At 69.6% G+C, this 14,241-nt stretch carries 15 protein-coding genes and 1 pseudogene; 5 read left to right on the forward strand and 11 right to left on the reverse strand.

Annotation, left to right across the window (positions count from 1 at the left end; all coding sequences use genetic code 11):
- Positions 1-25: 25 nt before the first annotated feature.
- Genes ABZS58_RS15730 through ABZS58_RS15740 form a run of 3 tightly spaced genes read right to left on the reverse strand, consistent with a single transcriptional unit; the run spans position 26 to position 4,483 of the window.
- A complete protein-coding gene (locus ABZS58_RS15730) occupies positions 26-1,564 on the reverse strand; it encodes a hypothetical protein (RefSeq protein WP_354781836.1) in 1,539 nt (512 codons plus the stop codon).
- A complete protein-coding gene (locus ABZS58_RS15735) occupies positions 1,561-2,529 on the reverse strand; it encodes a glycosyltransferase family 2 protein (protein WP_354781838.1) in 969 nt (322 codons plus the stop codon). Before ABZS58_RS15735 ends, ABZS58_RS15730 begins: the two co-directional genes overlap by 4 nt.
- Before the next feature lie 25 nt (positions 2,530-2,554).
- Positions 2,555-4,483, reverse strand: coding sequence for a hypothetical protein (locus ABZS58_RS15740; RefSeq protein WP_354781840.1), 1,929 nt, complete (start codon positions 4,481-4,483; stop codon positions 2,555-2,557).
- 212 nt (positions 4,484-4,695) lie between these two features.
- Between ABZS58_RS15740 and ABZS58_RS15745 the strand changes: the two genes are divergently transcribed.
- Positions 4,696-5,790 (forward strand): LCP family protein, encoded by a 1,095-nt coding sequence (locus tag ABZS58_RS15745; RefSeq protein ID WP_354781842.1) that lies wholly within the window; start codon positions 4,696-4,698, stop codon positions 5,788-5,790.
- 272 nt (positions 5,791-6,062) lie between these two features.
- Here the strand turns inward: ABZS58_RS15745 and ABZS58_RS15750 are convergent, their stop codons facing one another.
- Positions 6,063-6,923 carry an RNA polymerase sigma factor SigF gene (locus ABZS58_RS15750; protein WP_354781844.1) on the reverse strand — a complete coding sequence of 287 codons (861 nt, stop codon included), beginning with the start codon at positions 6,921-6,923 and terminating at the stop codon, positions 6,063-6,065.
- Between the two features lie 522 nt (positions 6,924-7,445).
- Between ABZS58_RS15750 and ABZS58_RS15755 the strand changes: the two genes are divergently transcribed.
- Complete coding sequence (locus tag ABZS58_RS15755; protein WP_033363591.1) at positions 7,446-7,649, forward strand: cold-shock protein; 204 nt, start codon at positions 7,446-7,448, stop codon at positions 7,647-7,649.
- A gap of 125 nt (positions 7,650-7,774) precedes the next feature.
- On the opposite strand, the gene ABZS58_RS15760 is transcribed toward ABZS58_RS15755, so the two are convergent.
- The 4 genes from ABZS58_RS15760 to ABZS58_RS15775 form a co-directional block, all read right to left on the reverse strand.
- Positions 7,775-8,050, reverse strand: coding sequence for a hypothetical protein (locus ABZS58_RS15760; RefSeq protein ID WP_354781846.1), 276 nt, complete (start codon positions 8,048-8,050; stop codon positions 7,775-7,777).
- Between the two features lie 80 nt (positions 8,051-8,130).
- Entirely contained in the window at positions 8,131-8,445 is a 315-nt protein-coding gene (locus ABZS58_RS15765) for an STAS domain-containing protein (protein ID WP_354781848.1), read from the reverse strand.
- A complete protein-coding gene (locus ABZS58_RS15770) occupies positions 8,442-8,798 on the reverse strand; it encodes an ATP-binding protein (protein ID WP_354781850.1) in 357 nt (118 codons plus the stop codon). Before ABZS58_RS15770 ends, ABZS58_RS15765 begins: the two co-directional genes overlap by 4 nt.
- A 45-nt stretch (positions 8,799-8,843) precedes the next feature.
- Positions 8,844-9,107: a hypothetical protein gene (locus ABZS58_RS15775; RefSeq protein ID WP_354781852.1), complete on the reverse strand. Its 264-nt coding sequence runs from the start codon at positions 9,105-9,107 to the stop codon at positions 8,844-8,846.
- A 299-nt stretch (positions 9,108-9,406) separates the two neighbouring features.
- Between ABZS58_RS15775 and rho the strand changes: the two genes are divergently transcribed.
- On the forward strand, positions 9,407-10,627 hold the full coding sequence (rho, locus tag ABZS58_RS15780) for a transcription termination factor Rho (RefSeq protein WP_354781854.1): 1,221 nt from the start codon (positions 9,407-9,409) through the stop codon (positions 10,625-10,627).
- A 367-nt stretch (positions 10,628-10,994) separates the two neighbouring features.
- Here rho and ABZS58_RS15785 read toward each other — a convergent pair whose 3' ends face one another.
- Both ABZS58_RS15785 and ABZS58_RS15790 read right to left on the reverse strand, forming a co-directional pair.
- On the reverse strand, positions 10,995-11,864 hold the full coding sequence (locus tag ABZS58_RS15785) for a hypothetical protein (protein WP_354781856.1): 870 nt from the start codon (positions 11,862-11,864) through the stop codon (positions 10,995-10,997).
- Positions 11,865-11,903: 39 nt separating this feature from the next.
- A complete protein-coding gene (locus ABZS58_RS15790; protein ID WP_354781858.1) occupies positions 11,904-12,866 on the reverse strand; it encodes a zinc-binding alcohol dehydrogenase family protein in 963 nt (320 codons plus the stop codon).
- Positions 12,867-12,938: 72 nt separating this feature from the next.
- Between ABZS58_RS15790 and ABZS58_RS15795 the strand changes: the two genes are divergently transcribed.
- Both ABZS58_RS15795 and ABZS58_RS15800 read left to right on the forward strand, forming a co-directional pair.
- Positions 12,939-13,274, forward strand: a complete 336-nt coding sequence (locus tag ABZS58_RS15795; RefSeq protein WP_354781860.1) for a helix-turn-helix domain-containing protein — start codon at positions 12,939-12,941, stop codon at positions 13,272-13,274.
- Positions 13,271-13,852 carry a 50S ribosomal protein L11 methyltransferase gene (locus tag ABZS58_RS15800; RefSeq protein WP_354781862.1) on the forward strand — a complete coding sequence of 194 codons (582 nt, stop codon included), beginning with the start codon at positions 13,271-13,273 and terminating at the stop codon, positions 13,850-13,852. The genes ABZS58_RS15795 and ABZS58_RS15800 overlap by 4 nt, the downstream gene beginning before the upstream one ends.
- Before the next feature lie 48 nt (positions 13,853-13,900).
- On the opposite strand, the pseudogene ABZS58_RS15805 reads toward ABZS58_RS15800, so the two are convergent.
- Positions 13,901-14,241 (reverse strand): annotated as a pseudogene (locus tag ABZS58_RS15805) (hypothetical protein); the annotation flags it as partial.

A 14,241-nucleotide genomic window follows, 5' to 3' on the forward strand; every position in this document is an offset into this window, starting at 1 on the left:
GCGGTGGCGTCGCGGTGGCGCCGCTTTACGCGGTGGCGCCCTGACGGCCCTCGGCCGGCTCCGTCGAGGGGGACTGGCCGGGCACGATCGCGGCCGACCCGGCGTGCTGCTTCGAGCGCACCTCGCCGGCGAGGAGGACCAGCCAGATGGCGCCGTTGGTGCCGCCGATGACCCAGTCCTCGGTCATGATCGTCGGTACGGCCGCCGCGGCGGCGACGGTGAACCACACGGCCGGGTGCCGGACGTCGGGCCGGCGCAGGACAACCGACTGCCACAGGGCGCGCAGGGCATGCCAGAGCAGCAGGGCCACGCCGATCAGGAAGCCGACGGCGCCGAGCACGCCGCCGCGGCGGAAGGCGCCGACCGCGGCGTTGTCGGTGTTGAGGTCGCGGCGCGGGCCCTCCTTCGGGGCGCCGTCGTCGTCGCGGTGCACGACCGCCCGGGAGGTGCGCGCGTCGCCGAACGTCTTCTCCGCCCAGCCCGCGTGCTCCCAGTCGACCCACACCTGCCGCCACGTGTCGGTGCGGCCGCTGGTGACGTCGTTGCCGCCGTCGGTGAACCTGTCGCGGAAGAGGAACGTGCTGCCGCCGCCGATCGTGAAGACGGCCGCGAGCACGACGAACGGCATGGCGACAGCGACCAGGCCGGACCGGCCGGGGCGGTCGAGATCGTCGCTGCCGTCCACCGCGTCCCGGCCGCTGCGTGCGGTCCACCGGCGCAGCAGTACCACAGCCGCATGAGCGAACGCGGCGGCCGTCGCGAACACGAATCCGGTCCGCGAGTCGCTGATCGACAGCACCAGCGCGGCGACCACGGCGACGCCGAGGCGCTGCCAGGCGGCGAACGCCCGGTCGAACCCGACCCGCACCGCCGCTATGACGACCAGACCGGCGAGCGAGTTGGGGTGGTAGAACAGCCCCGGACCGCCCCAGAAGCGGTTGCGCATCACGCGGGCCGACGCGTTGTCGGGGATCGCGTGGAACTCGTCGAAGAGGCTGCCGGCGCCGAAGTAGAGCAGCGCACCGATGCCGACGAGGATCGCCGCCGCCATGCCGACGCTGAGGTCCTTGCGCTGGTCCTTCCTGGTCGAGGCCACGACCGCGAGGACGGCGAGGGTGAAGACGCCGAGATACGCCAGCCGTTGCGCGGCCACGGTGAAGTGGCCGGCCCGCATGACGAACAGGGCGCCGAGCACGCCGAACACCCAGTAGGACAGGCCGAGCCAGGCGCCGCCGAGCCCCGGCAGCCCACGCAGGGTGCGCAGCCACGGCCGGCCCCAGATCGCGAAGACGACGACCTCGACGAAGAGCGCCGCCCAGATGACGATCGGGTGGTGCGTCGCCGTCCACGTGAGGATGCCGGCGGTCGTGAAGAGCCCACCGGCCACCGCGCCGCGCAGCGTGACGCCGGGCAGGCTGACCGCGAGACCGACGACGCCGAGGGCGATGACCGCCGCCGCGAACGCCTCCGCCGACTCGCTGAGACTGCCGGTGCGGCCGTGCTCCAGGACCGCCGCGAGGACCGCCAGGATCGCTGCCGCGGCGCCTGCGGTGATCTTTTTCATCGGGCGCTGGCCGACAGCTGCTTCTTGTCCTTGCGCCGGTTGCGGCTCAGGAAGAAGTCGCGCACGACCCGCCGCGGACCGGCGGGGACCAGCCACACCTGCAGGAACGTCACATAGTCGGTCACGCTGGGCTTGCCGTGCCGGCGGGCCTCGCCGAGCAGGTCGAAGAAGACGCGGGGGCTGCGGCTGGCCGCGGCCATCGAGCCGACCACGCTCATCGCGAGCGCCGCGTAGGCGCGGGGCGTGACCCGCGGCCGGGTCTCCTTCAGCCAGTCCAGCGACTGCTTCCACGGCGCGTCGAAGCTGATCCGCGGACGGTTCTCGTCCGCATACCAGATGACGAGGGGCTCCTCGGCGTAGATCAGGTCGACGCCGTCCTCCTGGAGGCTGCGCAGCGTCCAGTCGAGCTCCTGCAGCCGGCGCAGCCCGTCGGCGAACGGCACCTTCCGCAGCAGCGCCGTCGGCGCCATGATCGTGGAGGTCTGGATGAACCCGTCGCCGTGGAACAGCCCGTGCCGCACGGCCAGGTATTCGCTGATCGGCTCGCCCGGCGCCGGCACGCGGCGCGGCATGATCAGCTCGGCCCGCGGGGTGCGCATGTAGAGGCGGCTACCCACGATCGGCAGCGCCACACCAGACGCCTTCGCCCGGCTCAGCTGGGTCTCGAGCTTCTCCGGCAGCCACTCGTCGTCGTCGTCGAGGAACGCGACCCACTCGGCCTCGGCGACGTCGACGCCGTGGTTGCGCGCGGCGGGCGCGCCGCCGGACGTCTCCCGCTCGACCCAGCGGACTCGCTTGTCGCCGATCTCGCCGAGGGCTGCAACCGTCGCGGCGTCGGGCCCGTCAATGATGACGACGACCTCGATCTCCTGCAGCGTCTGGGCCAGTGCGCTGCGCACGGCACGCACCACCAGCTCGGGCCGGTTGCGCGTCGGGATGACGACGCTCACCACGGGTGTTTGCACGATGACCAATCCGTCTCGGCGATCCTTACGGGTTCGCTGGCGTAGCGTACACGAGCTGCACTTTTGTCGGATACTTCGCAGCGAGCGCGCGGGCTGCCTCGATGTTCGACGGTGCGGCCGGATCACCGAAGGCTACCGGCAGCGGCTGGCCGGGCCGCACGGCGGGGCGGCTGGGGTGATCCGTATCCACAACGAGCAGGCTGGCCGCTGGGTCGTGCAGGAAGAACCGCACCGTCACCGGGCTGTTCGCTACCAAACGATCCAGGTCGTCCATCGTGCCGCCCTTGCCGCCGGGGTACAGCAGTCCGGACCAGCCCGGGAACTGCCGGTACCGGCCCTGCAGCGCGGCGGCGCCGAGCGTGCCGGACCAGTTACGCCACGGGCTGCCCATGAGGTCGACGTTCACCGCGTTGCCGCCGTCGGGGAACATCCGGGCGATCAGCAGCGCGTCGCGGGCCGCCTCCGGGGAGCCGCGGTCCTTGCCGAGCGCGAGCTTCACCCCGGGCGCGACCGGCGTGGTGTGCCACTCGCCACCGGCGACCAGCATGAACAGCGCGACGGGCACCGCGACCGCGGCGGTGGCTTTGAACCGGAACCTGGCCGCGGCGCCGAGGGTGCACAGCGCGACCACGATCAGCAGGTGCAGCAGCTTGTCGAAGTAGTAGACGGGCCGGCCGAGGGTGGCGATCTGGTAGGCGCCGAGCCCGACGGCCATCACGCCGGCCGTGGCGAGCGCGAACCTGGCCGCCTTCAGCCGGGGGCTCCTGGTGGCGACGAGTCCCGCCGCCGCCAGGGCGACGAGCAGCGCTGTCGCCGGACGGTCGACGATCCTGGCGGTCCCGTTGAGCAGCAGCTGGTCGCCGCTGGACGCGGTGGCGGCGGTCAGCGGGCCGATCGCCGCGAGGGCACCGACGGCGACCGCGGTGACCCACGCCCACCAGTGCCGCCACAGCCTCGCGCGGACGGCCCACAGGGCGGCGATGATCCCCGCGTACGGCAGGAACAGCGCATAGGTGAACGACACGCCGACGAGCAGCAGCGCGACCGTCGCCGTCTGCTCGCCCCGGCGGGTCAGCGGGCGGGCGACCAGGCCGGTCAGGACGGCGGCGCAGGCGAGGCCGGCGAGCTCGTTGGGGTAGCCGCGGGACAGCACGGTCACCGGGTCGCCGAGGACCAGCCAGGCGGCGACGACGGCCAGCACCGGGACCAGGCGGGCGGTGGTCGCGCCGGGCCCGGCGATGCGCCGGGCGGCCCACAGGATGGCGAGGCAGAGCAGCAGATACGTGCCGACGAGCAGCCATACCATGACGTCGACGGCGGTGGCGGGCGCGGCGTTGTGCCCCGACGAGCGCACGAACCGGTCCAGGACGGCGTAGCTGAAGTGCAGGCCCTGGGGGTAGTTGGCGATGCCGGTCAGCTCCGCGTCGGGCACGAACGGGCGCAGCGCCTCGGGGCGCATGAACAGGTAGCCGCCGGTGCGGCCGATGACGTCGAACAGCAGGAAGTGCCGGGAGATGTCCTCGCCGGCGAGCGGGAGGCCGAGCCGGCCGCCGAGGTCGCGGGCGGCGTACGGGACGAGGGCCACCAGCGAGGTGACGGCGACGGCGGTTGCGAGGAGCGCGTCTTTGCGCATCCTGGGCATTTCGGGCATCCGGTTGGTGGCGGCGGCGATCAGTACCAACGCCGACAGCGCGATCCCGGCGATCAATGTCGGGTGGAGGTGGCCGGGCCACAACGTGATCGCGAGCCCGAAGACGCAGGCGGCGCCGAACAGCTGGCCGGCCGCCGTCACGATCCGGTCCACCAGGCTCGTCGCGCCCCGCTGGATCGCCGCCGCGCCGGCGAGGACCAGCAGCGGCAGGACGGCGTCGAGGTGCAGCGGATGGGTCGCCAGCGGCACGAGCCAGGCCAGCGCCAGCGCCGCCACCGTCACCGCCGTTTTGCGGATCACCATCACGCTCCGTATCGATCGGGGCCACCGGCGATGCAACGTTGCCGCCGGGACGTGACGATATCGTGTTGTCCGGGTACGGTGCAGAAGGCTTCCGGGGCCGGCCTTCATAACGGAAGGTGATTGCCGAATACGGGGAGTGGCGGGCGTTGGCGAAGGGCGTGGCGCGACGAAAGGGTCGCGGCCGGCGGGATCCACTGTGGGCGAGGCTCCTGGTGATCGGGGGCGCACTGCTGATGATCGTGTCCGGCACGACGTTCGTGCTCAAGGACGCCGTCTTCGGCTATGCGACCCGCAGCGTCAACAAAGAGGACCTGCTCGGCGGACAGGGCGAGAAGCACACCACGGTCAGCGGTGCGAAGAACATCCTGCTGATCGGCATCGACCCCCGCCCCAACCAGGACCCGACCGAGGCGATCCGCTCCGACTCGATCCTGATCCTGCACATCCCCGCCAGCCACGACATGGCGTTCCTCATCTCGATCCCCCGGGACACGTGGGTGGCGATCCCGAGGTACAGCAACGGCAAGCGCACCTACAACGGCGGCAAAGGCAAGATCAACGGCGCGTTCGCCGAGGGCGGCTACGGCCTGACCGGCAAGGACCAGCGCAAGCACGGCACCACCCTGCTGGCCGCCACGATCAAGCAGAACTGGGGCATCACGTTCGACGCGGCGGCGATCGTCGACTTCGTCGGGTTCCAGGACGTCGTGCGGGTCCTGGGCGGCGTCGACATGTACGTCGACCAGCGCACCATCTCGGTCCACATCGGCCATGACTCGAAGGGCAACACGAAGGTCCCCTTCGAGCAGAAGGACGGCCCCAACGGCGGCACCATCCTCATCCCCATCAAGGGCGTCACACCCAAGGTGTATGAGGTCGGCCACCAGCACCTGGCCGCCTGGGAAGCCCTCGACTTCGTCCGCCAGCGCGAGACCCTGCCCAAGAGCGACTACGACCGCCAGCGCCACCAGCAGCAGTTCATCAAGGCCCTGCTCAAGAAGATCGCCAGCAAAGAGGTCATCGGCAACCCCGCCACCCTCAGCAAGGTCCTCGAAGTCATCGGCCGTGCCATGACCATCGACTCCGGCAAGATCGGCCTGGACGACTGGATCTTCGCGATGCGCGGCATCGACGGCGACCGCATGCTGACCCTGAAGACGAACGACGGCGGCTTCCACGCCTCCCCTGAGAACCCGGGCGCCGAGGCCCTGGACCAGACGACGCTGGACCTGCTGAGCGCCGTGCGCACGAAGAGCGTGCCGACGTTCGTCGCTTCCAACCCGAGCATCGTCAGCTCCAGCGGCTGACCCGCGGATCTCCAGCGGTCGCACTCCCGGCCGGTTCCCGATGCCCGAGGTCGGGTCATGCTGGGTGGGGCGCTTCCGCAATGCGTATCAGTGGGGCGGCCGTGCGTTACGTCAGTCATGGCGGGACACATGACGTCGATCCGGCGAATCGGGCAACACGGGGCATTGACGGCGGTCTGTGTCAATCGGTGCTGACAGGAGGGGGATGCGCGACAACCCGAGAGAACGGCGGCGCCATTCTTCGGGCTGTCGCGCAATGCGTACGGTGACGACTACTCGGCGATGGCGGAGAGCTCCGAACGCAGGGTGCGCAATGCGCCCGCGAGGAGCCGGGACACGTGCATCTGGGAGATGCCGAGCGCCGCGGCGATCTGCGACTGGGTCAGGTTGCCGTGGAAGCGCATGGCGATGATCTTCTGCTCGCGCTCGGGCAGCTTGGCCAGGATCGGGCGGAGCGCCTCGCGGTTCTCCACGTTGGCCATGTCGGGGTCCTCGCCGCCGAGCAGGTCGCCCAGGCCGGTGGCGCCCGGCTCGGCGCTGTCGCCGGCGGGGGCGTCCAGGGAGAGCGCCCGGTATGCCTGGCCGCAGTCCAGACCCTCGATGATCTCCTCCTCGCTGACGCCCAGGCGGGCGGCGAGGTCGGCGACGGTCGGTGAGCGGCCCAGGTCCTGGGCGAGGTCGCCGGAGACCTTGGAGATCTCCAGGCGGAGCTCCTGCAGGCGGCGCGGGACGCGGACGTCCCAGCCCTTGTCGCGGAAGTGCCGCTTGAGCTCGCCGACGATCATCGGGATCGCGTAGCTGGTGAACGCGGCGCCGCGGGTCGGGTCGTAGCCGTCGACGGACTTGATGAGGCCGAGGTTCGCGACCTGCACGAGGTCGTCGAACTGCTCGCCGCGGTTGCGGAAGCGGCGGGCCAGGTATTCGGCCAGGGGGATGTACAGCTCGATAAGGCGGGCCCGGACGCGGTCGCGGTCAGCGCCCGCGGGAAGGTCGCCGAGCAGGGACAGCAACGCCTTGGCCTGGGCGTCGTTGGCCCGCGTGCTGCTGCTCTCGGTCGGGGTCTCGTGGCTCCTGGCGATCGCGCGGCTGATGTCCTGGGAGGCCGGAGCGGGGGTGGAGACAGTGATCGTCATCGGGAATGACCCTTCTGGTGCGTTTGACCGGAACGGCGGTGACGGCACGGTCATAAGAGCCGTGCTGGAAGGGTTTACGTCACCGTGCCTGGCCTGGCGCAGAGCGCACTGAAGCCGGCGCCGGTCGGGAATCGCTCTCGACACCCGTTGTTTGAGTGCCGGTGCAAGACCTGCGAGGTCAACCGGAGGACCTGCCCGCCGCTGCTGGACGGGAGCCCTAAATCGTCCGTTCGGACGAGGTGACCGAGGCCGACTGTACTAGAGCGATGCGCCAAATGCGAGATGAGCGCTCCCTACGAGGTTGCAGCGGAGCCATCCATCACTGACTGTGGAGTCCATCAATACGCTCTGTGCATGAAAGGAATGGTTGTGCATTTCAATTCGGTAGTCGATCGGGTCCGCATGCCGATACCGGGGCTGCGTTTTTGCAGCGCGCAAGCTACCGTCTCACCCGTGGCGTGCACCTGATTCAACATTGATCCGTGAGGTGCGGGTCGGGGTGTCGTCGCTAAGGAGTTACACGTGGCATCAGGCACGGTGAAGTGGTTCAACTCGGAGAAGGGCTACGGCTTCATCTCGCAGGACAACGGTGGACCCGATGTGTTCGCGCACTACTCGGCGATCCAGGCCACCGGCTACCGCGAGCTGACCGAGGGTCAGAAGGTCGAGTTCGAGATCACTCAGGGCCAGAAGGGTCCGCAGGCCGACAACATCCGTCCGGTCTGACACACCCTTAGTCGTAGGCCGAGACCCGCTTCACGGCCGAAGGAGTATGCAAGCCCCCGTCCGGAGTTTCCGGCGGGGGCTTTGCGGTTGAACGAGCAAGTTTCACGCAAGCGGCGGGACGGGTTTCACGCAAGCGCGGCGGGACGGGCGAAGACCTCGGGCGTGCACGACTGCGCGTAGGCGTGCCGGATCGTCCGCAGCGCCCAGCTCATCCGCTTCGTTGCCGTCTCCGGGTGGTCGCCGAACTCGGTGGCGAGCCGCGCGACGCAACCCTGCACCCCGATCCGCCGCAGCGTGACCGTCACCGCGGCGCGCACCTCGGCATCCTCGGGGCCTTGCGACATCTGCAACGTGGAGGCGAAGAGTGCTTCAGCGCGGACCGCTTCGAACGTCGACTCCATGATGTGACCTCCTGCTCGTTGCTCCCTGCTGTGGACCAGCTAACCCCTGGCCGGGTGCCGAGATGTTCCCGGTTCGGTTGCTAAACGGTTAGCCCGAACGTCTCGAGCAGCCCGGTGAGCTGCAGCAGCCGGTGCACCGCAGGGCTGGTGCCGGTGATGCGCAGGTCGCCACCCACGTCGGACTGCGCGGCGACGAGCACCTGGATGCCGGTCGAGTCCATGAAGGGCACGCCGGAGAGGTCGAGATCGACCCGGGAGGGCGCGTACGCGTGGATGGCGTCGCGCAGGGACTCGATAAGGGTCGGGGCGCTCGTCATGTCGAGCTCACCGGTGGCGGTCACGGTCACCGTGCCGTCATCAGGTCCGGGGGAGGCCAGAGCGGCGAATGCGGTCACAGATGCTTCACCACCCTCAGCAGGAGGCCATCGCCACCGACGTCGACGGTGTCGGCGAGGGTCGAGACGACCTGGAGGGAGGGCTCCGACGGCAGCTGCGCGTCCGGAGCGTCCGGCGGGGACGTGACTTCGATCACGCAAGCCTTCTCATCGACCGTAGCGCGGACTTGAAAGGCGACGCCCACCCGAACGTGGGTGATCACGTTGGCCCACGTCTCCGAGACGATCAGGCCGATGTCGGTGCGTTTCCGCTCGTCGACACCCAAGCCGGCGAGCGCGCCGTCCAGGACGTGCCGGAGGGTGTTCATGCGATCGAGATCTCGCGGCAGGTCGACGGTCAGGCGCAGGTCCACACCCGGTGTCTTACCGCAAACTGGAGATCGGAAACGCGTCGCAGGTCAGCCCGCGTAGGCGAACTCGCGGGCGGCAAGCTCCTGGTAGGCGGAGTCGATCATGTTCAGGGCCCAGTTCATGCGCGCGGCGGACGTCTCCGGGTACTCACCGAACTCGCCGGCGACCCGGGCGGCGCAGCCCTTGACTCCGAAACGGCGCAGCGTCGAGGTCACCGCGGAGCGGACCTGCACGGCCGACGGCTCCTGCGAGGCCTGTAGGGCGGAAGCGAAGAGCGCTTCGGCGCGGACTGTGTCGAACGTGCTGTTCATGTCAACCCCCGAGCTCGTGTGCTTCCTGACACGAACCAGAGTTCCGCCGGGATGGTGCGGCCCGGTCCGCCGCCCGGTTGCCGGAAGGTAGCGTGTCGACTACGGACAGATACTTGCCCTGGCGGGCTTGACGAGCTACGGTCAAGCCAGTCCCGCGGAAGTCGGCAGTCTGTCGCCCGGGGACCACCTTTCTCAAACGCGTGTCACGCCCTCACGTAGGAAGCCAAGGTCACACGCGTTTCGGCCAGTGTTCTCAGGGACACAAGCCACCTCAAACGCCAGTCCCGAGGAGGACGCCCATGGCCCCAACCGAAGTGTTGGATCGAAACGCCAAGCAGAATCACCCGGCGAAGCCTCGCCGCACCAGATCCGCGCAGCGCAACCGGGACCACAGTCGCCCCGGCAACCAGCCTCAGCCCCCGGAGTCGGGCGAGGCGCGGGACGTCTCCGGCATCGCCGACGTCTTCCGCGACAAGATGATCCTCAGGGTCGAGAGCTACAGCCCGAGCCCCGAGGACGTCGCCATCCCTGCCGCGATGGTCCGGCGGTACGGGCTGCGCCAGGGCGACGCGATCACCGGCAGCGCGAACGGGTCGACCCTCACCCGTCTCGACACCGTGCACGGCAACGACCCCGAGTGGGCCCGCAACCGGCCGGAGTTCAGCAAGCTGACCGCCCTGTTCCCACAGGAGCGGCTCCGCCTGGAGACCGGCCCGAAGCAGCTCACCAACCGGCTCATCGACCTGGTCATGCCGATCGGCAAGGGCCAGCGGGCGCTCATCGTGTCGCCGCCGAAGGCCGGCAAGACGATGGTCCTGCAGTCGATCGCCAACGCGATCGCGCAGAACAACCCCGAGGTCCACCTCATGGTCCTGCTCATCGACGAGCGGCCCGAAGAGGTCACCGAGATGCAGCGGTCCGTGCAGGGCGAGGTCATCGCCTCGACGTTCGACCGGCCGCCGTCGGAGCACACCGGCATCGCGGAGCTCGCCACCGAGCGCGCCAAGCGCCTCGTCGAACTGGGCCACGACGTGGTCCTGCTGCTCGACTCGATCACTCGGCTCGGCCGCGCGTACAACAACTCGGCCCCCGCCTCCGGCCGCATCCTGACCGGTGGCATCGACGCCAACGCGCTCTACCCGCCGAAGCGCCTGCTCGGCGCCGCCCGCAACATCGAGAACGGCGGCTCGCTCACCATCATCGCCTCCGCGCTGGTGGAGACCGGCTCGACCGGTGACACGGTCATCTTCGAGGAGTTCAAGGGCACCGGCAATGCCGAGCTCAAGCTGGACCGCAGGCTCGCCGACCGGCGGGTCTTCCCGGCGATCGACGTCGACGCCTCCAGCACCCGCCGCGACGACGTCATCCTGCACCCCGACGAGCTGCTCGCCGTGTCGCGCCTGCGCAAGGCACTGTCGGCCAGCAACGGCGGGGCGACCGAGCAGCTGCTGGACCGGCTGTCGAAGACCCAGTCGAACGCCGAGTTCCTGACCATGCTCCTGCGAGGCAACACCGGCTGACTTCGCCCCCGCGACCTGCCGCGCCATCGCCAAACGGCGCGGCACGACGACTCGCGGAACGCTGCCACGGAAGGTGATGCCGAAAACACGACTAAGAGATCAATTTTTTCGCGTTTGCTACCGTGCCAATGAGCAGGTGGCCGTCACGGGGCGGCGCCAGCAGGTCTTCAGCAACGAACGCTCACCAGGAGCGGGACCGCGCCGGGTCCAACAGGACGCAGCAAGTCCGGGTCCAGGAGGACTCAGCAAGTCCGGGTCCAACAGGACGCGGCAAGGAACGTCGGGGGACTCAGGACGCGGCAAGGAAAACGTCGGGGGACTCCGGCGCGTCAGGGGACTCGGCGGTCAGGGGACTCGGCAAGGAACGTCAGCGGGAGCGGGTCCTAGGGGCTAAGCGGACCAGGGCCTCGTCCGCCGAGAGGACGCCCAGCGCTGAGGCGTATGCCATCTCACGCCCCCATGAGGCGATGTCGGCCGGAGCGAGGTCGGCGACGCCCTCGATGGTCATGAGGTGCTCGCGCAGGCCGAGCCAGCTCTCCGTCGCGGCCATGCCCTCGGGCGTGGTCTGGTCGGCCCAGCCGAAGTCGACCACGAAATACTGCGCCAGGTAGACCGCGGCGGCGCCGATGATGGCGCCGGTGACCTGGTCGGGGACCTTGGCGCTGAGCTCGCCGTCGACCCACCACCAGGTCACGAACATCAGCAGGGCCGGCACGATCGCGCCCAGCAGCAGGCCGCGCCGCATCTTCGAGGCCACCCGCGGCCGGGAGAGGCCGCGGGCGCGCGCCTCGTCCACGACGGCACGGTAGAAGGTGCGCCGCCACCGGCGGGCCTCGGTCCAGCTGTCGAACGCCAGACGGGTCAGCGAGGTCTCGCCGTTGACCGACAGGCGGTGCACGCGGTCCAGGATCTGCTGCTCGTACGGCGTCAGGCTGCGACCGTCGCCCTTACGCAGGCGGGCGGTCGTCTGGGCCGGCTCGTCGCCGGTCTCGCGAAGCTCCAGGAAGCCGCGCGCGGCCAGGTCGAGCAGGGTGCTGTCGATCGCGTCCTCGTCGGAGCGCCACCGGTTGACCATGAGGCTGACCACCGCCGGCGGCTCCTGCCCAGGCAGGTCGGTGCGCGTCGGCCCGGGCTCGGGCAGGCGGGGGCGGGAGCGCCACAGGCTCACCGCCACCACGGCGACCCAGACGGCCAGCGCGGTGGGCACGCTGAACTCAAGGAACGGAGGCCAGTCCACGGCGGTCCTTCCCACGGGGGATGGGGAGACTTCGAGCAATCACTCTAGCCGCTCCTCAACCACCACCTTGCCAACCATATGTCCGGATTCAACCATTTCGTGAGCGCGTGTGAGCGTTGCCGCATCGATGGGGGACAGGCGGGTGGTCAGTGTGGAGCGGACCGTGCCCTCGTCGATCAGTGAGGAGACCCGGTCGAGCAGCTCGTGCTGGGCGATCATGTCCGGGGTCTGGAACAGCGGCCGGGTGAACATCAGCTCCCAGTGGAAGGTGATGCTCTTCGCCTTGAGCGGCAGCAGGTCGAGCCCCTCCGGCTCGTCGATCGCGGTGATCGCGCCGCCCGGGCGGAGGATCTCCGCGAACCGTTCGATCCGCCCCGCCGTGCTCGGCGAGAAGATGTAGTCAACGCCTGAAGGAAGGTCGTGGTGGTCCACGACGTCGTGCGCGCCGAGGTCCAGGGCCCACTTGCGGGACTCGTCACGTGACGCCGAGCCGATCACCGTCAGGCCTGTCAGTGCCCTCGCCAGCTGGATCACCATCGAGCCGACCCCGCCGGCGGCGCCGAGCACCAGCAACGTGCCCCTGGACTGCGAGGAAAGCCGGAACCGGTCGAACAGCGTCTCCCAGGCGGTGATCGTCGTCAGCGGCAGGGCCGCCGCGGCGGCGAAGTCCAGCGTCGCCGGTTTGCGGCCCACGATCCGCTCGTCGACCAGGTGCAGCCGGGAGTTGGTGCCGGGGCGGTCGATGCTGCCCGCGTAGTACACCTCGTCACCCGGCGCGAACAGGGTCACCTCGTCGCCGGTCGCCACGACCACTCCGGCCGCGTCCCAGCCGAGCACCTTGTCCCCGCCGCCGCGGCGGACCTTGTGATCCACCGGATTGATGGACACGGCCTTCACTCGTACCAGCAGATCCCGCGCACCCGGAGTCGGCACCGGCAGTTCGGTGTCCTTCAGGCCGTGCGACGTGCTGATCACGGCCGGCATGCTGTCCGAAGAGCTCATACGGGCGACGCTACTCAGGACGCCCTAGTTACCCGCAAGGGTGATGAGTTTCCATTGGGTACTGTTGGCGCCGTGCCCGACGACGTCTACGCCGCGTGCTGCCCGTGCCGTGACATGCTTGACCTGCTCGCCAACAAGTGGAGCGCGCTCGCCCTCGGTGCCCTGGAGGACGGGCCGCAGCGTTTCGGTAGCCTACGGACCCGGCTGCAGGGCATCAGTCCGAAGGTCCTGACCGTCACCCTGCGCAAGTTGGAGGAGCACGGGTTGATCACCCGCAAGGTGTTCGCCGAGGTGCCGCTGCGGGTGGAGTATGCGCTGACCCCGCTCGGCCGGGATGCCTGCGCGCCCCTGGCCCACCTGCGGACCTGGGTCGAGTCCAACATCCACCGGTTCCCGGTGTCCGCATGACGCTGCCGCTGCTGCCCGAGCTCACGCTGGACCTGGCCGACGAGGACGCCGGCCTGTTCGACGCCACCGGTGGCGACTATCGCAGCGACGTCCCACCGCCGTTCTGGTCCTTCGCGTGGCCGGGCGGCATGGCCCTGGGTCGTTTTCTGCTGGATCAGCCGCTGTACGTGGCCGGCCGCAGCGTCATGGACCTGGGCGCGGGGTCGGGGCTGGTCGGGATCGCCGCTGCCCGTGCGGGCGCCTGCACCGTCACCGCCGTGGACACCGACCCCGAAGCCCTCGCCGCGTGCGCCCGCAACGCCCGGGCCAACGGCGTGGACATCGTGACCTCGTCGGTCCCGGTCGACGCCGAGGTCATCGTCGCCGGCGACATCTTCTACAGCGGGCCGGTCGCCGAGCGCGTGCTGGGCTTCCTGCGCCGCAGCGGCGCCGAGGTCCTCGTCGGCGACCCGGGCCGCGGCTACCTGCCCACGCGACTGTTCGAGGCGCTCGCCACATACGAGGTCCCGGTCCGCGTCAAGCTCGAGGACCAGTGCACGATGCGCACCACGATCTGGCGCCTCCGCGGAAAGTCATGATCCGGAAGACTTCTTGCCGCCAGGGCGCAATGCCGGTGAGTTAAGCGTTCAGGGTGATGGATGGGGCTGGATGGTGACTGTGAAGGTTGCTGTCCAGTTTCGTTGTTTGCGGCCGGGTTGTTTGGTGGTGCGGTCGCTGATGCGGTTGCGGCGGTTGGGGAGGGTTTGTTCGAGGATGCGGGTGTGGAGTTGGTGGGGTGGGTGGTCGGTGGGGTTGGTGAGGGTTCGGCGGTATTCGCGGAGGGTGACGGTGAAGGAGATCCGGTCGGGGTCGATGCCGGCGTGGTGGGCGGTGGTGGCGGCGAGGCGGCAGAGGGTTTGGTAGATGCAGAGGTAGGCCCAGATTTCTTGGGTGATGGTGTCGGGGTGGTGGGAGCGTAGGACGGTGC

This window comes from Dactylosporangium sp. NPDC005555 (assembly GCF_040605635.1).
Classification (GTDB): Bacteria; Actinomycetota; Actinomycetes; order Mycobacteriales; family Micromonosporaceae; genus Dactylosporangium.